Annotated in this window: 15 protein-coding genes; 8 read left to right on the top strand and 7 right to left on the bottom strand. The window is 40.0% G+C overall.

Annotated elements, in window-relative coordinates:
* Positions 1–24: 24 nt before the first annotated feature.
* From BM015_RS07065 to BM015_RS07050, 4 genes are all read right to left on the bottom strand, one after another.
* On the bottom strand, positions 25–3,369 hold the full coding sequence (locus tag BM015_RS07065) for a glycosyl hydrolase (RefSeq protein ID WP_090657095.1): 3,345 nt from the start codon (positions 3,367–3,369) through the stop codon (positions 25–27).
* 475 nt (positions 3,370–3,844) lie between these two features.
* On the bottom strand, positions 3,845–4,876 hold the full coding sequence (locus tag BM015_RS07060) for a GntR family transcriptional regulator (RefSeq protein ID WP_090656651.1): 1,032 nt from the start codon (positions 4,874–4,876) through the stop codon (positions 3,845–3,847).
* Between the two features lie 88 nt (positions 4,877–4,964).
* Positions 4,965–7,205: a GH92 family glycosyl hydrolase gene (locus BM015_RS07055; protein ID WP_090656647.1), complete on the bottom strand. Its 2,241-nt coding sequence runs from the start codon at positions 7,203–7,205 to the stop codon at positions 4,965–4,967.
* Between the two features lie 110 nt (positions 7,206–7,315).
* On the bottom strand, positions 7,316–8,008 hold the full coding sequence (locus tag BM015_RS07050) for an SDR family NAD(P)-dependent oxidoreductase (RefSeq protein WP_090656642.1): 693 nt from the start codon (positions 8,006–8,008) through the stop codon (positions 7,316–7,318).
* 346 nt (positions 8,009–8,354) lie between these two features.
* Here BM015_RS07050 and recR point away from each other — a divergent pair, with 346 nt between their 5' ends.
* Positions 8,355–8,972: a recombination mediator RecR gene (gene recR, locus BM015_RS07040; RefSeq protein WP_090656636.1), complete on the top strand. Its 618-nt coding sequence runs from the start codon at positions 8,355–8,357 to the stop codon at positions 8,970–8,972.
* Positions 8,973–8,978: 6 nt separating this feature from the next.
* Here the strand turns inward: recR and BM015_RS07035 are convergent, their stop codons facing one another.
* Both BM015_RS07035 and BM015_RS07030 read right to left on the bottom strand, forming a co-directional pair.
* Positions 8,979–9,704 (bottom strand): hypothetical protein, encoded by a 726-nt coding sequence (locus BM015_RS07035; RefSeq protein ID WP_143075775.1) that lies wholly within the window; start codon positions 9,702–9,704, stop codon positions 8,979–8,981.
* A 361-nt stretch (positions 9,705–10,065) separates the two neighbouring features.
* Positions 10,066–11,319 (bottom strand): alkaline phosphatase family protein, encoded by a 1,254-nt coding sequence (locus BM015_RS07030; protein WP_090656630.1) that lies wholly within the window; start codon positions 11,317–11,319, stop codon positions 10,066–10,068.
* 206 nt (positions 11,320–11,525) lie between these two features.
* Here BM015_RS07030 and BM015_RS07025 point away from each other — a divergent pair, with 206 nt between their 5' ends.
* A complete protein-coding gene (locus tag BM015_RS07025) occupies positions 11,526–13,433 on the top strand; it encodes an OmpA family protein (RefSeq protein WP_090656627.1) in 1,908 nt (635 codons plus the stop codon).
* 101 nt (positions 13,434–13,534) lie between these two features.
* A complete protein-coding gene (locus BM015_RS07020; RefSeq protein WP_143075774.1) occupies positions 13,535–13,774 on the top strand; it encodes a hypothetical protein in 240 nt (79 codons plus the stop codon).
* On the opposite strand, the gene BM015_RS07015 is transcribed toward BM015_RS07020, so the two are convergent.
* Positions 13,767–15,332: a hypothetical protein gene (locus BM015_RS07015; RefSeq protein ID WP_090656621.1), complete on the bottom strand. Its 1,566-nt coding sequence runs from the start codon at positions 15,330–15,332 to the stop codon at positions 13,767–13,769. The two genes, BM015_RS07020 and BM015_RS07015, sit on opposite strands and share 8 nt — an antisense overlap.
* A gap of 179 nt (positions 15,333–15,511) precedes the next feature.
* Here BM015_RS07015 and BM015_RS07010 point away from each other — a divergent pair, with 179 nt between their 5' ends.
* From BM015_RS07010 to BM015_RS06990, 5 genes are all read left to right on the top strand, one after another.
* Complete coding sequence (locus BM015_RS07010) at positions 15,512–16,678, top strand: 2-isopropylmalate synthase (RefSeq protein ID WP_090656618.1); 1,167 nt, start codon at positions 15,512–15,514, stop codon at positions 16,676–16,678.
* Between the two features lie 159 nt (positions 16,679–16,837).
* Positions 16,838–18,241: a 3-isopropylmalate dehydratase large subunit gene (leuC, locus tag BM015_RS07005; protein WP_090656615.1), complete on the top strand. Its 1,404-nt coding sequence runs from the start codon at positions 16,838–16,840 to the stop codon at positions 18,239–18,241.
* A 1-nt stretch (position 18,242) separates the two neighbouring features.
* On the top strand, positions 18,243–18,995 hold the full coding sequence (locus tag BM015_RS07000; protein ID WP_218148450.1) for a class I SAM-dependent methyltransferase: 753 nt from the start codon (positions 18,243–18,245) through the stop codon (positions 18,993–18,995).
* 46 nt (positions 18,996–19,041) lie between these two features.
* A complete protein-coding gene (leuD, locus tag BM015_RS06995; RefSeq protein WP_090656609.1) occupies positions 19,042–19,695 on the top strand; it encodes a 3-isopropylmalate dehydratase small subunit in 654 nt (217 codons plus the stop codon).
* A gap of 3 nt (positions 19,696–19,698) precedes the next feature.
* Positions 19,699–21,153, top strand: a complete 1,455-nt coding sequence (locus BM015_RS06990) for an ATP-binding cassette domain-containing protein (protein ID WP_090656607.1) — start codon at positions 19,699–19,701, stop codon at positions 21,151–21,153.
* The last annotated feature ends 7 nt before the right edge of the window (positions 21,154–21,160 follow it).

Raw genomic sequence — 21,160 nt, 5'->3', positions numbered from 1 at the left:
TTTTGCGTTCATATTTTTTTAAATCTATTTTACTGAAAGAATTTGTACAGGCCCTAACAAACCTGATGGCAGTAATTTTGAGCTCGCCTGGTAAAAAGGCATGGTTGTATAAGTGATTTTATGTGCAACGTTTGGCTGTGAATCGCCGATTAAACGGTTTACCCAGAGATTGGTAACCTTCACTTCAATTTTATTTTCTCCTGCTTTTAATGCACTGGTTATATCAACACTAAAAGGTTGTTTCCAAACAATACCAAGGGATTTTCCGTTTACAATTACCTCTGCGATATTTTTAACATCACCCAGGTTGAGCCATAGATGTGCGCCGGGCGCAAACCAGCTTTTATCTGCCGCAATTGTTTTTGTATAGGATGCTGTGCCTGAAAAATATTTTATCCCTTCATCTGCATTTTCAGTGTAGGAAGAAAGCTTATCAAACGTTGCAGTGGCAGGTGCGCCGCGGTTTGGCTGAAAACTTACATTCCAGCTTCCTTCGATTGTTGCTAATTCTTTTTCTTCTGTTGCGGGCAGTGTAAAGGATGTGCTTTCAGCTTTATCTTTAAATATTACAAACACGGCATCGTTCGGCGATAAGTGCAGCTTAACCTTTGTGATACCACCGGAGATGTTGTAAGAGGCAGGTTCTGTTGCACCCGTTTCAGCGTGCCATATCACAGGCACTTTACCGGTTATACGAAATGCGGCTTCGGTATTTTCATTTTTATCGCTGCGGTTATTTATCCAGTAAATATCACGATCGGGTAATGTGCGGTGCACGTATAATAATTTCATATCCGCCTGTGGTTTTGTGTAGGTGAAATCAGGAGCAATATTCATTGTATTCAATACATCGCCCACAGGTTTTCCTTCAGTAACCTTTGTGTTTGATGATGACCATGTTTCGCTCACCAGCTTATTAAACTCATTCCTGTCATCAGACAAACCTAATGTTGTTACAGGTTTAATGCCTGTTACAGTTGCACCAGCTTTTACGAGTTCATTTATTTTTTTCAATACCGGTAAACTCATCCTGGCTGCATTGCTGTCGAGCACAAGTACGCGATAACGCATACCACTTGGTGTAACCAGAATTCCATTCTTTACAGATAATAAATTGATAAGTGCATACGCATTAATATAATCGTAATTGTATCCTTCGGGAATGGCAGGCGGATGTTTGCCAAATAAATTTGTGATGTTATTGTCTTCTCCATAATAATATACAATATCAGCAACAAACTTTCCCTGCTGCAACAAATAACTGCTGCGTGAAAGATAAGCGTTCCATGCCGTTGCCTGCTCTGCCCATGTTTCATGGCGTGTGTACCACTGTCCAAAAGGGCCAAGGCCAAGCCCCGGGATTTTATCATCAACAGGCTGGTGAACGGAACAGTGTATTACAAAACGGTTTAGCCCGCTTGCTAATTCAAGGTCAACGCTTGGTTTTAAATTTCCAGGGTAATAAGACCATGCAGTGCCGCCAATGCCAAGCGCAGTAAGGCTTTCAGCCGCTACAAGGTTTTGTCCGAAGATATGCGCCACCGATGCTGATTCCCTTATATCGATGGTATGTGCCGTCTGGTCATTTTGATTGATAAACGGATTAGGCGTCCACAAAGCAGACATAGGTACTGCGGCCGTTCTTTTTACATCCATACCATCAGCAATAAATGCACGGCCGTTTTCATGTGATTCGGAATAACGTTTCATGCCACGCGCTGCCAGTATTTTTGTTAATGCATCATAATGGTATTCCGCAACCATTTCGCTTAATGTTTTCCTGAAATCAAATAAAAATTTTTCACTTGCTTCAGCGCTTTCAACAATCTCCCCGGTTATTACAGGCAGCCAGGGCATGATGCTGTAACCACGGCGTTTCTGAAATTCTGCGGGCAAATTGGCTGTCCAGTTTTGTGCGCCGGCTTCCCAGCTATCTGTAACCATATATTGCAGGCCGCCTTTGCTGCCCATTAAACCGCCGGTTGCACTTTTGTATTGATCAAGATAGGTTTCAAAATAATTTTTTACAGCAACGGGATCGAGCTTATCCACTTCCAGGCCCGTGGCTTCAGGCGAAGCAGGATGGTTGGTGATGCCCAACAAAGAATATCCAAAACGAACAACTTTCCATTCTCCCTCAGGCGCAGTCCAGTTTACTGTTCCGTCTGCATTCATTTTATTTGTCAGGTCAACAATATTATTTGTTGAAACAGCATCGTTTGAGGATGCGGTAAGCTTTGTATTCAAATCGCCAACAGGGGCGAATGCATCTTTTTCTTCAAAACAATTAATAACATCTGCTGTGTGTAAATTTATTTCTGCAACAGGCGTACCGCCGGGATCTTTTATCTTCCCCATTCCGCCCATTCCGAATGCAGCGCCCATATCAACAGGCGGTGGCGGATTGTTTATTGTAACACGAAAATATTTTGCGGTGGTTGGCGTAATGGCAATTGTTTGCTGGAGGATAGCGCCGGGAGGTATGATGCAAACAAATTTGTAATTCACACCGTCATCACTCGCTTCCAGTTTGCGGCTGTCTTTTGCAGCAGCGCCAAATCCAAATGTGCCGGGCTTTCCACCGCCAACGATTGTTATGGCTTTTATTGTTTGCGGCTGAGGAAATGCAAATTGAATCCATCCGAAGCCTGTGGCAGAATCTCTCGGTAAAAGGGATGTGGTACTTAAATCGCCATCTGTAAGCTGGGCTAATGTGAAGCTGCCGCCGCTTGATGTAACAACTGCGCCCAGGTCAGTTAACGATTTATCAGCTTCAGGTAATTTGTATGCGATAACAGCAATGTCTTTATAAAAAACAGGAAGCTTTTCCGGTTCAACAGCTTCGCCAAAACCAGGTTGCATCACAATATTTTGAAACGGCCCTGTTATGCCTTGCTGTGGCAGGATTTTTATGTTAGATGTTCCGCCTTTTACACGCATTTCTGTCCACACAATTTTTTTCATGCCATCTTCCGGCTTTACCCATGACCCACCACTTTCACTCCATCCCGGCGAGCCTGCAATTGCCATTTCAAGATGCAGGGAATCTGCGAGTTTTGCAGTTAGCTTAAATGCAGCCTGCCAGTCAGGCGTCATATAGGTTAAACGTTTTTCAACTATTTGCGGCGTTGCAAGTGCAGCATCAAAATTCTGGAATCCGCCAATGCCAACACGGTGCATCCATTCCAGGTCTTTTCTAATTCCGTCCTGTGTAATATTGCCATTCATCCAATGCCACCAAACACGCGGCTTTGCTGCATCAGGCGGCGTTAAAAAGTTTTTGTATATACTATCGCCGGTATGGCTTTGCTGTGAAAATGCCGTAACTGAAAATGCAGCAAACATGAAGAGTAAAGTTATTTTTTTCATTAGCAGGTATTTATTAGTAAGATAATTGATGCCTTGTTTTGGGCTTGTGGGTTTTATGATTATGCACCATTCATTATGCATGCATTAAAGTTTGGCTGCGTGTATTCACAACGGGTTAGCAAGGCGCCGCTTTTAAAAAAAGGGAAAACCCTGCCCTGGCAATAATGAACAAATAACTGCCGCTGCAATATGCAGGCATATAATTTGGCATAAAGGTTTATTTATAAAAATGACGGTTATGGCAACAGGACTATCGTTTTATTTAGCGATAAATAAAATCTGTTATGCTTTAAACTATAGTAAGCTTACAGTAGCTGATTTATGAATTTATTTAACCAGCATTCAGAACTTTCAGTGCAATCAACATTTAATATATGATGCAGAACGAAAGTATCTTTTGTAACTTTTTCAACCGTCCTGTGCTGTGCTGCAATTAAAGGTGATGATAGTTGAAAAATATGTGTTGCTTCCAGGTTTATAAAGAAGCTCTCAGGGTAAGCATAAACGGCACTTCAATGTGTTGCCTTGAGCCGCTTAAAATTAATTCGGCAGTCATTTTACCCATCTTCTTAAAATCGGTTGATATGGTGGTAATGCCATCGAGAATAATTTTTTTAACCGGCGTTTCATTATAAGAAATAATGCCAATGTCTTTACCCACTTCAAGATTTGATTGAAGAATGTGTTCAATTAATGTTACAAGGTCATCTTCCATTACTGAAATATAAGCTTCGCCTTTTTTAAGTTCTTCGGTTTTAATGTTGCTTACCACCTTATACTTAAATGCATAATCCTGGCAAAACCTGGAAAAGCCGTCTGTTATTTCATGCGGGTAATAACTGTTTTGCGGAAACAGTATTTTTAATGAATGATACTTGCTTAATTGTTCCTTTGCTTTATGCAATGCGGTATAAATATCTTTTGAGAAATTTTCATATACCGCGCCATATTCGCCATCTACGCCGGCCACTTTTTTGTCGAGTAAAATAAGCTTGTCTTTCGGAAGCGTATTGATAATATCACAGGCTTTTTCACCGCCTTCTATAAAATGCGGGATGATGACATAATGCGTATAATCTTCCTGTTTGCTGCTTAATAATTTTTTAAATAAAGAGAAATCGTTGTTGTAGATATAAAAATCTATTGCAGCATTGCTGCCAAGCGCTTCAACAAATGAATCGTAAATAATTTTTTTATGGGCGCTTAGTTTATTAAACAGCAAACAAATATTCAGCACATGGTTAACTACCGTGTTTTTTATGAAATAACCTTTCCCCGGCACCGAGCCAAGCACACCCGTTTTTTTTAAGTAGCGATAACCTTTTTCCGCTGTATCCCTCGATACATCCAGCTCGTAACTGAGATCATTAATAGAAGGCAATATGTCCTGCTGCTGCAGTCTCCCCGACTCAATAGCCTTAAGAATAGAATTGATGATTTGCTGGTATTTGGGTGTGGAAGAAAACTCATCAATCCGTATAATATCATAAATGCCTACAGGTTTCATCCTTTAAAATATTACGGGCAAAGTACAAAGTGATGCAGAGATATTCAAATTCGCAAACGTGCCTCAGCATATCTCTATAAAAATAATTTTAATAAACAGATTTTGGCCTGTCTGCTGCATTAGCGCCATACGCGTAATTGGGCTTGTTGCCCATAAACAATTTTAAAGTGCCGCCGTTCATAATATCATCATACATAATATAAGTTTTCGTGTAAGGCTTACCATTTAATTCTGCATGTTGTATATAAATATTTTCAGGGCTGTTGTTTACTGCCTCAACAGTAAAAGTTTTATTGTTGAAAACTTTCAGTGAAGCTTTATTAAATAACGGGCTTCCGAAAACATAAGCGCCGTTTGCCGGCAATACAGGATAAAAACCGAGCGATGATAAAATATACCATGCCGACATTTGCCCGCAATCATCATTGCCGCTAACGCCATTATCGGGATCGGTGCCGTATAAATTATTTAAAACATAGCGGGCCTTTTCTGCCGATTTCCATTGCTGGCCTGCATACGCATACAGGTAAAGCACATGATGGCAGGGCTCGTTGCCATGCGCATATTGACCAATCAAACCTGCTATATCCGGTGGCGCTTTAGGATCGTAAGGCGCCTGCAATACAAATAAAGAATCCAGCTTTGCTGTAAACTTTGCTTCGCCGCCAAGCAGTTGCATAAGGCCTTCCACATCGCCCGGCACCAGCCATATATATTGCCAGTGATTGCCTTCTGCAAGATCATCTATATATGGATGCGATGACCTTGCCGGATCGAATACCGGGTTCCAGGCGCCGGCGGCATCTCTGCCACGAAAAAAACCTGACGAACTATCAAAATACAGTTTGTAATTATGCGCCCGTTTATTAAAATATTCATAGTCGCTTATGTTGCCGGCCTTCTTTTCCATCAGTGCAATGCTGGCATTGGAAACGCCATATTCCAGCGCTTTTGCAACCGATTCGCGTACACTATCATAAGGGATTTGCTGCAGTATTTTATCATACTTTAATCCCTGCTCATCGCGCATCATAGAATTTTTTACAGCTTCAAGCGCCAGTGTTTTATCAAATCCTTTAAAACCTTTTGTGTAAGCTTCTGCAACAACCTGTGCACTGCTTACGCCGGGCATTGTATTGGTTTCGCAACTCATCAAATGCCAAACGGGCAATTTGTTTTGCTGCTGATAAATAACAAGCATGGATTGTACAAGGTCATTCACCCTGCCGGGTTGGAAAATGGTGTATAAAGGATGTAAGGCGCGATAAGTATCCCACAAAGAAAACACTGAATAGTTATTGAAAGCAGCTTTATGCACCTGCTTGTCTGCACCGCGGTATTCACCGTTTACATCGTTGTATAATGATGGATTGATTAATGTGTGAAATAAGGCAGTGTAAAAAATTTTTTTCTCAGCATTATTGCTGGTTTCTATTTTAATTTTTGAAAGCTCATCGTTCCATTTTTTATCGGCAAGGGCGGCCACCTGTTCAAAATTCCAGCCCGGTATTTCTGTGGTTAAATTTGTTAGGGCGTTCTCTGCGCTTACAGCAGAGATGCCTATTTTCAGATCTACATCGCCCGAAAACTTTTTAAAGCTTATCAGCCCTTTAATAGCTTTTGCTTTTCCATTCTTTGCAGTAAGCGCAGTGGAATCATCATACACCACAAAATCGGTAACAGGTTTGGAAATTTTTATAGCGAAATATAAATGCTGATCGTTTGCCCACCCTCTTGAAAAACGGTAACCTTTAAATGTGGTGGCGTCTGTTTGTTCAATATAGGTTTCGGTAGGCCTGTCGCCAATACCTTCTTTCAAATCAATTAAAATGCGTGCATCTTTATTGGCGGGAAAATGATAACGGTGATAGGCAACACGTTCAGAAGCCGTTAATTCAACTTTAACGCCGTTATCCAGCTTCACCGCATAATAGCCGGGTTTTACTTTCTCGTTGGCATGCGAAAATTTGCTGCCATAACCATCAGTATAATTTTTAGGCGTGGCTTTACCTGTTTTAACGGCGCCGGTATAAGGCATAATAAGCACATCGCCCAGGTCGCCAATGCCGGTGCCGCTTAAATGTGTTTGTGAAAAACCAATGATGATGCTGTCTGAATAATGATAACCGGAACACCAGTCCCAGCCCTGCATAAAATTGTTAGGCCCAACCTGCACGGCGCCCAGCGGCACACTGGCCCCTACGAAAACGTGGCCATGCCCGCCTGAACCTATGTATGGATCAACAAACGAAGTGTATTGCTGCGCTTTTGCTGTGTGAAATAAACCCGCTATTAAAAATAGTGCGGGCACTGTAATAAATTTTTTCATGAGCTTTGTTTATTAAGAACTATTACCTGGTTATATAACGGTTGCCTGCGCAAGATAAGGCGGTTAATATTGCATAAATACAGAAATAAGAGAGGTTTAATTTCAATTCATTAAGCCTGGTTATAAATCTTTATCACGCCTTCGCGCAAAACGTTTGCTTCGCTGGTGCAATACCAGTAAATAACATCAGCAATAGCTTCGGGTGTTGTCCATTTGTCAAAACTGCTGCCTGGCATAGCAGCCCGGTTTTGCGGCGTATCAATCGTGCCGGGAACAATTACATTGGTTACTACATTTTTCCCTCTGGCTTCATCATTCATGAGTTCGGCCAAACGGAATATTAATGATTTTGCCAGGCTATATGCTACCATGCCTTTGCCGTTTCTCATGTCAAGTCCCGGCTTTGAACCAATCATGAATATTTTGCCATTGTTTTGTTGCAACATGTGGTTAAAAACAGGCGCTGCAACATTGTAGGTCGTTTCAAAATTGAGTTTGTATTGGTTGGCAATATCGCTTGTTTTTGTGCTGCCTATATTACCCATGGCAAAACCGCCTGTAGTAAGTATGGCAACGTCAATGTGTTTGTGCCTGGCGATAACATCGTTCACAAATGCGCTGGCGGCTTCTTCATTGGTGAGGTCTGCTTCAATACTTTCAAAATTGCTGTCATCAAAAGATATATCAGTATGGTGCCGGGTACCAATAACAAAATAACCTTCTGCTATAAATTTTTTTATTACTGCTTTACCAAGATTGCCTGAAGCGCCTGTAACTATTGCTATGTGTTTGGAATTTGACATAATGGATATTTAATGGCTGCTAAATTAAATTTTTGTTTTGGGCGAATGCATATTGGTTTTACAGGCTTGCAGCGTTTGTTAAAAGGAAATAAAAGTTAAAATGACAATTATAGATTTTGCCTTTCTTAATTTTGCATTGAACATTAAACCTTCCTGCATGCAAATAGCAGCGATTAGTTTTAGTGTAAATACAAGCAATATAAACGGGCAATATCCATTGCCTGTTTACATTCATAGGCATGGCAATATTAACCGGAAAAAATTCACGGTTTACAAACGGCGTTTTATATATTTTCTTTGCTTAATCATAGCGTTTTGTTAGGGCTGATATTTGCTACATTTGCGCATGCAATTCTCTTCTTCCCTTCTTGAAAATGCAGTGAACGAATTTGCCAGGTTCCCGGGAATTGGTAAAAAAACCGCATTGCGCATGGTATTGCATCTATTAAAACAGGATGAATCGATCACTGAAAATTTCAGTGAAACCATTGCCCGCATGCGCCGCGATATAAAATTTTGCCAGCGTTGTAATAATGTAAGCGATGCTGATATATGTTCTATTTGCGCTAATAGTTTACGTAACCAAAGTTTGATTTGCGTGGTAGAAAACCTGCGGGATGTTATTGCGATAGAAAATACGCAGCAGTTTAGCGGCACGTATCATATTTTAGGCGGCGTTATTTCTCCTTTGGATGGAATTGGGCCAGACCAGCTACAGATAGAATCGCTGGTACAGCGCATTCAGAAAGAACAAACGGAAGAACTCATTTTTGCTTTAAGCCCAAATATACAGGGCGATACTACTATCTATTATATCCAGAAAAAAATTAAGGATTTTAATTGTCGTATCACAACCATAGCCCGCGGCATTGCGTTTGGCGGCGATCTTGAATATGCCGATGAATTAACGCTTGGCCGCAGCCTGCAAAACCGTATGCCGGTTGATAAATATATCTCGCATTAAAAATTATTAGTGCATATTTTTCATGCCTCTCCAGTTATTTGGTTTCAATGCTGTTAAGCCAATCGTTGCCATTGCATAAAACTGGCCAATCCTGTCTTTGGGTGATCCATCCACCACTGATGTGCCTGCATCATCGCCCCAGCCGCGGTTACTTAAACCCAGCCTGTAACCTAACCGTAAACCGGCCACGCCAGTCTTGCTTTTGCTGAAATCAGCAAAATCAAATCGTAAAGCAAAATCCAGTGCAGGTGTATATTGGCTTATGGTTGTGCTGTTGCCACTGGTTATTAAATCATTAAAATTATTATGGCCGTTGCGCTCCGTTATTTTTACAAACGAGCCATACGCACCAATACCAAGCTGTGGCCCGAAATGAAAGTTTTTGCTATTGGCTATATAGTAAGCAGCATGTGCACCGCCATAGAAACTCATCAGCCAGGTTTTATAATCATCATTTTTTCTGGCTGATAAATTCATTCCTGTGCCCAATCCTATCAGCAGGTTTTTCATGCGCATGTCTGCTTCCAGCATGTTGCTGATGGAAAACTTGCCAACGGTAAGAATGCCGGCATCATCCAGCCGGTTGTTCAGGTGTTTATAGTCGTTATAACCAGCGCCTGCACCAATTGTTACCATTAAAGCTTTATTAGGATCATACGTCATGTTATCATTTTGCGCGGATGTTTTAATGAAAAGCGGTGTAAGCAATAAAAGAAAAAGGCATTTTTTCATAATAAGATATTTAAGTAAAAAGCTGGCTGAATTATTTGTTGTTGGCCTGAAATAACGGGGTACCTGGTACATCGCACTTCATCATTCCTGCATTACACTAAAGGATACCCGTTTAATACAAAGCCTTTTGATTATTACATCATTCATTCAATTATTAATTCAACCAGCCTTTTAAAGTTATGATTTACATTAACGGTAAATCTTTGAAAAGCGTTGCTGCAATGTTTAACCAGCAAATGTTTTAACCTTTATCCAACAAAAGCCATACCGTTGATTATTACCCGTATAAGTTAATAAGCCGTTATTCAATAAAATGTTCGGAAAAGTTTATGCCAGATTGTGCCTGTCCGCATTGATATATTTATCTGAGAATGTTTTTCAATACAGATAATTTGCCATCTATTTTTTCTGTGTAACTAAGCCCTAAGATTTTTGCAACAAGCGGATACACATTTACGTTTTCAAATGAGCGGATTTTCTTTCCCTGTTTAAAGGCGGGCCCCCAGGCCATAAACGTAGCATGCATATCTTCAATTTTTGGATCGAAGCCGTGTTTGCCGGGCGTTATTTTCCTGTTCCTGATATTAAAAGCTTTGGGTAAATGTGGGGTGAGGATAATATCGCCGATGCGGTTATAATAATCATCTTTTTTGCTGTAATGCCAGTGAGCAGGTGTATTGGTTGCTAAATAAACATCATAATCTTTTGCTGTTGCTTTTAACTGTTTGTACGTTGGCAACACATCGTTTTTATCTTTTGCATATAACTGCAGCAAAGCATCGCCGTTGGGAACAATAAATTTCGATGTATCAATTACAGCAGGCAAGGGCAACGTATTGATGGTGTCCACCTGTGTCATGCCATGATCTGAAACTAATATATAATTGACCGGCAAATTCAGTGCATTTACTGTAGCAACCATTTTGGCTACAGCGCTGTCAACAAACTGAACAGCCATTGCTGTTTCTTTTGAATCAGGCCCAAATAAATGCGCTGCATGATCTACCTGCGGAAAATAAAAAGCAATAAAATGTGGCCGCCTGTCTTCAGGCAACTGCAACCAGTTTTTTACCACTTCAATACGCCTGTCAATACCAATGGCTTCATTATAACTGTAAGTGTATGTTGGGAAAATACCATGTTCCGGCGCTTCCGAACCTACCCAGTAAAAACTGGCGCTCAGCATGTGTTGTTCTTCTGCAAGCACCCATAAAGGTGTGCCGCCATACCAGGAGCTATCCCGCACAGCCGCTTTATTGCTCATGGCGTAAAATGCTTTTTTGTTTTCATCATAAAAGCTGTTATTCACCAAACCATGATGTGCTGGATAAAGGCCTGTTGCAATGGTATAATGGTTTGGAAAAGTAAGTGACGGAAAAGAAGGGACCATGGCAGATGCGGTTACGCCGCTGCTGCCAAGCTGTATTAAATTTTCCGCATGATATTTCTGAATGAAATCCCAGCGCAGGCCATCAACAGAAATTAAAATAATATATGGCTTTGACTGCTGTTCTTCGTTGTTAAAACGGCCATAGGTGATTTTTTGCGCAGTGTCTTGTGCAGATAAGCTTGCCAATATAAAAAGAAAGCAAAAGGTAAAAACTGATTTTCTCATTTATATGAATTGATAATATGTTGGCGCAAATTTCGTTTCAAAACTTATATCTCCATGCAAATTCACGATATTCAGTTTTAACTTTTAGTGAAGTTTATTTAAACAACTTGTTTGCATCTTTACTTTATGAAACGCTTAAATTTTTATAAACAAGGAAAATTTACCGGGCGTTCCATCAGGCAAAAAAATAAAATAAAAATTCACTGATGAAACATCTATTGGTTTGTTTGTGTTGTATAACCATTGCTGCAAAGGCGCAGCAGTATAATCCTGAAGCTGTTAATAAAAAAGCGATGGATGCTTACACAAAGGCAATGGATATTTTGCAGAATGATATGGATGTAAGCAATGCCATTCCTGTTTTAGATAAGGCGATTGAGTACGATGCAAATTTTGTGGATGCTTATCTTACGCTTGGCGGTGTTTACGGAGAATTGAAGGATTATAACAACAGCATTTTGAATTATCAGAAAGCTTTTACAATCGACAGCGGCTATTCAAAGTTTTATTTGCTGCCTTATTCCATCAACCTTGCAGGCGCCGGAAAATTTAATGAAGCGCTGAGCGCCGTTGATGATTTTCTTACTATGCCCAGGCTTAATGAGAAGAGTAAAAAGAGCGCTTTATATAGGAAGCATACTTATGAATTTGCATTGCAGTATGCAGCTTCGCATTCGTCAGCTAATTATGAATTTACTCCCGTAAATCTTGGTGATAATGTAAACTCGCCACGGCCTGAATATTATCCGTCTATCACTATTGATGACAGCATTTTGGTCTTCACCCGTCGCGGCCAGGGTATCCAGGAAGATTTTGTTGAAAGCAGGCTTACGCCTGACGGTTATTCCAAAGCGGAAGTAATTAAAGGCGATATAAATGTTGAGCCATCCAAAGGCGCTATCAATATTTCGCAGGATGGTGAATGGCTTTTATTTGCCGGAAATTTTGCAGGAAAGGGCTATGGCAATTTTGATTTATATATGTCTTATGATACTCCAACCGGCTGGAGTGAACCGGTAAACCTCGGCGCTAATATCAATACAGAGTTTTGGGAAAGCTCGCCATCATTAAGCCCTGATAAAAATGCATTGTATTTCAGTAGCGACAGGCCGGGCGGTTATGGTGGCAAAGATCTGTACGTAAGTTATCGCGTAAATGGTAAATGGCAGCCTGCCGTAAATATGGGCGCTGGTATAAATACAGTTGGCGATGAAATTGCACCATTCATTCATGCCGATAATCAAACATTATATTATACTTCCAATGGCTTGCCCGGTTATGGCGGCACAGATATTTATATGCTGCGCAGAACAGGGGAGAAGCAGTGGAGCAAACCGGAGAATCTTGGTTACCCAATCAATACCCTGGAAAATGAAGGCAGCTTGTTTGTTGCTTCCGATGGTTTAACAGCTTATTACGCCAGCGACCGCGCTGATACAAGAGGCTTTCTTGATCTCTATAAATTTAAATTAAGGCCTGACGTTAGTCCTGTAAAAACTTTGTATGTAAAAGGTTACGTTACCGATGCTAAAACACATAAAGGCCTTCCATGTTCTGTTGAGTTAAGCATTGACAGCAGCCAGCAGGTTTTAAGCAATGTGCAAACTGATGAAACCGGTTATTATTTTATTACGCTGCCGGTAAATAAAAATTACACTTTCACGGTAAACCGAAAAGGCTATTTATTTTACAGTGATGTTTTTAATCTTGCAGACAAGCCTTCAGACAGTGTTTATGTAAAAGATATTGCGTTAGAACCGGTTGAGCTGAATGCCACGGTTCGTTTAAAAAATATCCAGTTCGATTCAAAGTCTTTTACACTTGAACCGGTAAGTATGATTGAATTGAATAAACTTGTTCAGTTAATGAATGATAATCCATCCATCAAAATACAGATAAACGGTTATACAGATAATGTGGGCGGCGATGCAGATAATTTATTGCTGTCTCAAAACAGGTCAAAAGCTGTGGTTGATTATTTGATAAGCAAAGGCATTGATGCAAAACGCCTGAATTCAAAAGGTTTTGGCGAAACTAAACCGGTAGCTGACAATTCTACAGAAGAAGGAAGGGCTTTAAACCGGCGCACTGAATTTATTGTTACAGGATTGTAAATTCTATTTCCCATTTTGTGGATTAAAGCAGCTTAGGCGTCTTTGTAGTAAGGATGCGTAATTCGGAACCATCTTTGCCATTAAATAATAAATATGATTTTATGGAAAGGGAATTACTGATAACAGTTAAAACAAGTGAAACTGATAAGAAAAAGATAAACCGGGAAATAGAAAACATAAAAAGATTATTTCCGTATATGGAGTCTTTTGAAACATTTACCTTAAGCCATGAAGTGTTGGATTTGGAAAAACACACGGTAGTTAGTGCAAGGCCAAAATTGCATGATATATTTAAAAAAGGGATTCAAAAAAACAGCAGTTTTATTATAAGCCTTAATTAAGGGCATCTGCCGCCTGCCGGTTCTTTTTAGCTTTAAGGTATTTATTATGAATAATGTCCTGCACCGGCACGTTTTCAATCTTGCTCTCCAGCCAGCCTATTATATCAAGATACATAAATGACCTTGTAGCAAGCGGATTTCCTTTTAATGATTCAAGCCTGTTTTTCAGCGGTTCAAATTCAGCAATAATTTTTGCAGGCGTTGAATTAAAAGATTTACGCAAAAATTTAAAAATCTCTTCTTCCACAATATTGAGGTTATTCATTTTAGCCATAAACCTGTACACCGATTTAATAAGATATTCAACCAGGTCATAATTACCCAGTTCAAAATGCGCTATCAGGTGCAATAATCTTGAATAGCAATGCAGGTCAGTCCTCAAATCGGGCCTGCGGTTAATAATCAGGTTGAGATAATCAATGGCTTTTTCATTATCCCCGCTTCCAAAATATAAACAGGCAATTTTATAATAAAAGATGAGAATACGGTGCGTATCAATATGCAGTTTATATTCTTCAATTTTTTCTTCAATATAAGGCACCAGCGAAAGCCCTTTTGTAAAAGTGCCATGCATGAAATGCTTGTTCAGTAAAGCAATCTGCATGTAAATAAAAGTTTGAATTTGTGTATTAGCATCTTTTTGCCCCGCCTTGGATGTCCAGAACGATTCAAATAAATTTAATACTTCATCAAACTTTTTATAATTGGATAAAACAAAATGTGCCGTTGAAAGATTATGCAATCCCTTTACATATTGAATGGATTCCGTATCCTTCATGCTCCTGTTTTCTTCAAACAGGTCCACCCATTTTTGCGAATACCGGTAAAAGCCTAACAGGTCCTGCAGTATAAATGTGTACCATGTGTAAGCCTGGTAATAATAAAGCTTTTCATAAAAGTCCATACCGCAAACCTGGCAGGTGGGCAAATACGAAAAAAAGAAATCATGCAATGCCTTCTCGTCTTTTTCATCCCTCGCATGCCCGTGCTGAATATACCAGCTATATAATTGCAGTGCAAAACTGGCCAGTTTATTTAGCCTTGAAACCCGCTGGCTCACTTCATCTGATTCTCTGGATAATTCTTCGGCCTTGCCTTCAATGCTCCTCGTTATATGCATGGCTTCAATTTTCTTCTCAAAAATTAAAGCCTGCAGGCGATAGGTAGATTGATCATGTGTTTTAGCGGCGGCCTTAACCTTATCCAGTATTTTAAGCGATTGCATATAAAGGCCTTTATTGTACAGCAACCTTGCATACATAATATGCTCGCTCAAAACCGTTTCAATATCGGGCGAAGAATGGGTGAGGCTTGAAAGCAACTGCTTGTATAAATAAGCTTTCATATTAGAAAGCTGCTGTTTATGAATGGATGGATTTTTCCGCAGCAGTTTATCTTCATCATATTCCGCCATATTATCCAGCGCATCAAATAAGGCCAGGATTTTAAGGTCGTCTGTGCCCGATATACGTTTCACATGCAGTTTAAATAATCTCTTTTCCGACTTGTCAAGCGACTTTATCAACTGAAATAACTCGTCTGTACTCCTGTTAGGCATCGTAAATAAAATTTGCGCAAATACTTATCTGTAAAGGCTTTCAGCAAAATTACAGGTTATTTATAACCGTAAAAGCATCCTCATATTCATTTTAGTGGAAATGTAATATGTTTAACTTTAGCTCTTCCTGATATTACTAACAATTGTTCATAAATAGTACACCGCAAAATCAAAGATCTATGCAAACAAAAAAGATTAACATTTTCGACACTACTTTAAGAGATGGCGAACAAGTGCCGGGCTGTAAACTCAATACAAAAGAAAAAATACAGCTTGCACTGGCTCTTGAAGATTTGGGTGTTGATATAATTGAGGCTGGCTTTCCTATTTCCAGCCCCGGCGATTTTGCTTCGGTGGAAGAAATTTCCAAGGTTATTAAAAATGCTACCGTTTGCGGCCTTAGCCGCGCTGTAGAAAAAGATATAAATGCAGCCGGCGAAGCGCTGAAATATGCAAAACGCCCACGCATACATACAGGCATCGGCACTTCCGATTCTCATATCAAATCAAAATTCAATGCTACCCGCGAAGAAATTCTGCAGCGTGCCGTTCAGGCAGTTAAATGGGCTAAAAATTGGGTGGACGATGTGGAGTTTTATGCAGAAGATGCAGGCCGCACCGAAAATGGTTTTCTTGCAAAAGTTATAGAGGCCGTGATTGCTGCCGGCGCAACGGTGGTGAATATTCCCGATACAACCGGTTATTGCCTTCCCCATCAATATGGAGAAAAAATTGCCTACCTCGTAAATAATGTTCCCAATATTGATAAGGCTACTATTTCCTGCCATTGCCACAACGACCTTGGCCTGGCAACCGCCAATTCCATTGCAGGCGTAATAAATGGCGCAGGACAAATTGAATGTACCATTAACGGATTGGGCGAACGCGCCGGCAATACTTCACTCGAAGAAGTAGTGATGGTGATGAAGCAGCATGCTTATCTTGGTTTTTATACCAATATCAAAACAGAAAAACTTAACCCGCTTAGCCGCCTGGTGAGCGATACCATGCGCATGCCCGTTCAACCGAATAAAGCCATTGTGGGCGCCAATGCCTTCGCGCATTCCAGCGGCATTCACCAGGATGGTTTCTTAAAAGACAACAGCACGTATGAGATCATCCGGCCCGAAGATGTGGGTGCCGATGGCAGCAAGATTGTGCTTACTGCCCGCAGCGGCAGAAGCGCTTTGGCGCATCGTTTTCAAAAAATCGGTTACAGCTTTAACCGTAACGATATTGATGTGCTATACCAGCAATTCTTAGATGTTGCCGATAAAAAGAAAGAAGTGAAAGATGAGGACCTGCATGAACTGGCTAAAGCTTATCAGCCGGAGGCTGTTTCTTAGGATTTTTTGGAGATGAGCAGCCGTATCAATGGCATCACGGTTGTGTCACTCCCTTGTGCTTTCAGAATTTCAATCAACAATTTAAACCGCAAAGGCACGAAGGCGCAAATTGTAATCATCCTGGATGTCTTTGTGGCTTAGTGGTTCAAAAAAATAAAAATGGGTAAGACTTTATTCGAAAAGATTTGGGAAAAACATGTGGTAAAACAAATTGAAGGCGGGCCTTCAGTATTATATATAGATAAACATTTCATTCACGAAGTAACCAGCCCGCAGGCATTTGCAGGTTTGGAAAAACGCGGCCTCCCGGTTTTTCGCCCGCAGCAGGTGGTGGCAACAGCCGATCATAATGTGCCAACATTAAACCAGCATCTTCCCATACGCGAAGAGCTCTCCCGCAAGCAGGTTGAAAAACTGAAAGAAAATTGTGCAAAATTTGGTATTGAATTATACGGTTTAGGCCATCCTTACCAGGGCATTGTTCACATTATCGGCCCTGAACTTGGCGTTACCCAACCCGGTATGACCATCGTTTGCGGCGACAGCCATACATCTACCCACGGCGCATTTGGTACTATCGCATTTGGCATTGGCACCAGTGAAGTGGAAATGGTTTTGGCAACGCAATGTTTAATGCAGAGCAAGCCAAAATTGATGCGCATTAATGTAGAAGGCACCTTAAACAAAGGCGTTGTTTCAAAAGATATTATTCTTTATATCATTTCAAAAATATCTGCCAGCGGCGCTACCGGTTATGCTGTAGAGTATGCTGGTTCAGCTATCAGGAATTTATCGATGGAAGCCCGCATGACCATCTGCAACATGAGCATTGAAATGGGCGCCCGCTGCGGCATGATTGCTCCTGATGAAATTACATTTAACTATGTAAAAGACAGGAAATTTGCACCGCATGGAGAAGACTGGGATAAAGCCCTCGCTTACTGGAAAACTTTATACAGTGATGCTGATGCAAAGTTTGATACAGAGCTTAACATTAAAGCGGAAGACATTGAGCCGATGATAACTTACGGCACTAACCCGGGCATGGGCATCGGCATTACAGGACGTGTGCCTGCATTAACAGAAATAAGTGCGGAAGACAAACCTTCTTACGAAAAAAGTTTGCATTACATGGGCATTGAACCGGGCGCCGCCATGAAGGGTAAGAAAGTAGATTATGTTTTTATTGGCAGTTGCACCAATGCCCGTATTGAAGATTTAAGAATGGTGGCAGGTTTTGTAAAAGGAAAACAGAAAGCGAAAGATGTTGAAGTTTGGGTGGTGCCTGGCAGCAAGCAGGTAGAAAAACAAGCTATTGAAGAAGGTATTAATAAAATCTTTGAAGAAGCCGGGTTTATGTTGCGCCAGCCAGGTTGTTCTGCCTGTTTGGGTATGAATGAAGATAAAATTCCCGCCGGAAAATATTGCATCTCTACTTCCAACAGGAATTTTGAAGGAAGGCAGGGCCCTAATGCAAGAACATTTTTGGCAAGTCCTTTAACCGCTGCTGCCGCTGCAATTACCGGTGAAGTAAGCGATATAAGAGAACTGATAAATGATTAATATGAAGTGGAACGCAACATTATATGACAACAAACACAGTTTTGTTGCAAAATATGGCGAAGATGTTTTAGGCTGGTTGGCTCCACAAAAAGACGAACACATTTTAGATGTAGGTTGCGGCACAGGAACATTAACATCAAAAATTGCAGAAGCCGGCGCAATTGTTACCGGTATAGATGCATCGCCGGAAATGATTGCCAGGGCAAAGCAGGGGTATGATGATATTGAATTTCTCGTAAAAGATGCAAGTAATTTTTACTTCGATTCAAAGTTTGATGCGGCTTTTTCCAACGCAACATTTCATTGGATAAAAGACCAGCAAAATGCTTTGCAATGTGTTTACGACAGTTTAAAAGATGGCGGCAGGTTTGTATATGAAATGGGCGCCAAACATAATATTGAAAGTATTCACGAAGCTATTAAACAAGCTTTAAACGAAGAAGGTTTTGAATTGAATTCGAATATACAGGTAAACTATTTTTCATCTGCGGGCGAGCAGGCAACAATGTTGGAAAGAGTTGGTTTCACTGTTTCAAACATTATACAATTTGACAGGCCAACAGAACTGCTTGGTGAAGATGGCATGAAGAACTGGATCAACCAGTTTTGCCAGGCATTCTTTAAGCTGGTTCCATCAGAAAAAGTTGAAAATATTGTTGATAAAGCCGTTGCCATTTTAAAAGAAACCAATTATGAAAATGGCAAATGGTACGCAGATTATATACGTTTAAGAGTAAAAGCAGTTAAGAAATAATCTTTAAATGCTTTGAGTTTCTGACCTGAAAATTAAAATAAAAACAATGAGCGTTATTACAACCATAGAAGAAGAAAGCCGGAAGAATTTAAGTACTGCAAAATTTCAGAGTGAAAGAAAAATAATTCAGTCTGCGGCGGTGCCTGTTGAACTGGAAAATATTGATACCGACCAGATAATACCGGCCCGTTTTTTAAAAGCCACTACCCGTGAAGGATTTGGTAAAAACCTTTTTCGCGACTGGCGTTATGAGAACGATGACGAAAATAAACCGGTGCAAAATTTTCCGCTGAACAATAAAATTTATTCAGGCAAAATTTTAGTTGCCGGTAAAAATTTTGGTTGTGGTTCTTCACGCGAACATGCTGCATGGGCTATTAAAGATTATGGTTTTGATGCTGTGGTAAGCAGTTTTTTCGCAGACATTTTTAAAAACAATGCGCTGAATAATTTCTTATTGCCGGTGCAGGTGAGCGACGCGTTTTTAGAAAAGATTTTTAATGCTGTAAAGAAAGACCCAGCTACGGCTTTGGAAATAAATCTTGAAGAACAATACATCAAAATTGTACCAACAGGCGAGCAGGAAAATTTTGAAATAAATAATTACAAAAAAACGTGTTTGCTTAATGGCTACGATGATATTGATTACTTATTGAGCATGAAACATGAAATAGAAACATACGAAGCAGTACGCAATTAACACATGGCGCAAACATCCATCATAGTAAATAATATAAACATTAACCAGCAGCAAAACCCGTTACTGAACAATGTATCATTTAATTTAAATGCAGGCGAACATTTGCTTATAACAGGCAGCTCTGGCAGTGGCAAAACAATTTTGGCAAAAGCGCTTGCCGGTAAAATATTTTATAAAGGCACGATTGAATTTAACAGTAAGCCGGAAATAATTTTTGTTGAGCAACACTATTTCTTCAAAACACTTTCTAATACAAACGATTTTTATTACCAGCAACGTTATAACAGCAGTGATAACAATGATGCATTAACGGTGAGTGAAGAACTGCTTAAAGTATCAGCAGATAAAAATAAAATTGATGCCTTGCTGAACCAGCTTCAGTTAAACCATCGCAGAAACGATGCCTTGCTGCATTTGTCAAGCGGCGAGCATAAACGTTTCCAGTTAATAAAAGCTTTTTTGCAGGATGCTGATGTTTTTATTTTTGATACGCCTTTTATTGGCCTGGATATTAACAGCCGTAAAGTTTTAAAGGAAGTTATTGATGAAAAAAGCAAGTCATCAACTATAATAATTATTGCAGATATTGAAGATGCACCGGCATGTATAACGCATGTTGCAGAGTTGGAAAATGGTAAGCTGAAGCAATTTGCAAACATTAAAACGTTTAAATATTCAATAAACAATAATCAATATTCAATATTCAATGGCGCCATTCCCAAACAACACAATAACATAGAATTTGATGTTGCCGTTCGTTTGGAAAATGTTTCTGTTGCTTACGGTGAAAAGAAAATTCTCAGCAACGTTAACTGGCAGATAAACCGCGGGGAAAGATGGCTGTTGAAAGGTGTGAACGGAGCAGGTAAATCAACGCTGACAAGCTTAATAACCGGCGATCATCCGCAGGCATATTCCAATAAAGTTTTTTTGTTTGACAAGAAGCGCGGCAGTGGCGAAAGTATCTGGGATATTAAAAGAAAAATAGGTTTTGTATCACCAGAATTGCATTGGTATTACGATAAAACTGTTTCAGTATATAACACTATCGCTTCCGGTTTTTTTGATACGATAGGCGTGTACAAAAAATTAAGCGGTGAACAGAAAGTGATAGTGGAAGAATGGCTACAGTTCCTGAACATACAAGCCAAAGCACAGCAGCAACTGCATACTATTTCAACAAGCCAGCAGCGTTTGACTTTGCTGGCAAGGGCATTGGTAAAAAATCCGCCGTTATTAATTCTTGATGAGCCTTGCCAGGGTTTAGATGAGCAGCAGGTAAAAGATTTTGTTGCGTTAGTTGATGATTTATGCAATCAGTCAAACACAACATTAATTTATGTAAGCCATTATGAAAATGAAATTCCGAAATGTGTTGACAAAGTAATGTTGCTGGAAAATAATGCACATAAACAATATTCAATTAATATAAAAAAAACAACTGCAGTAGCGGTTTAAAAACATC

The sequence above is a fragment of the Parafilimonas terrae genome, assembly GCF_900115755.1.
GTDB lineage: Bacteria > Bacteroidota > Bacteroidia > Chitinophagales > Chitinophagaceae > Parafilimonas > Parafilimonas terrae.
This window is presented reverse-complemented; position numbering and strand designations above follow the sequence as displayed.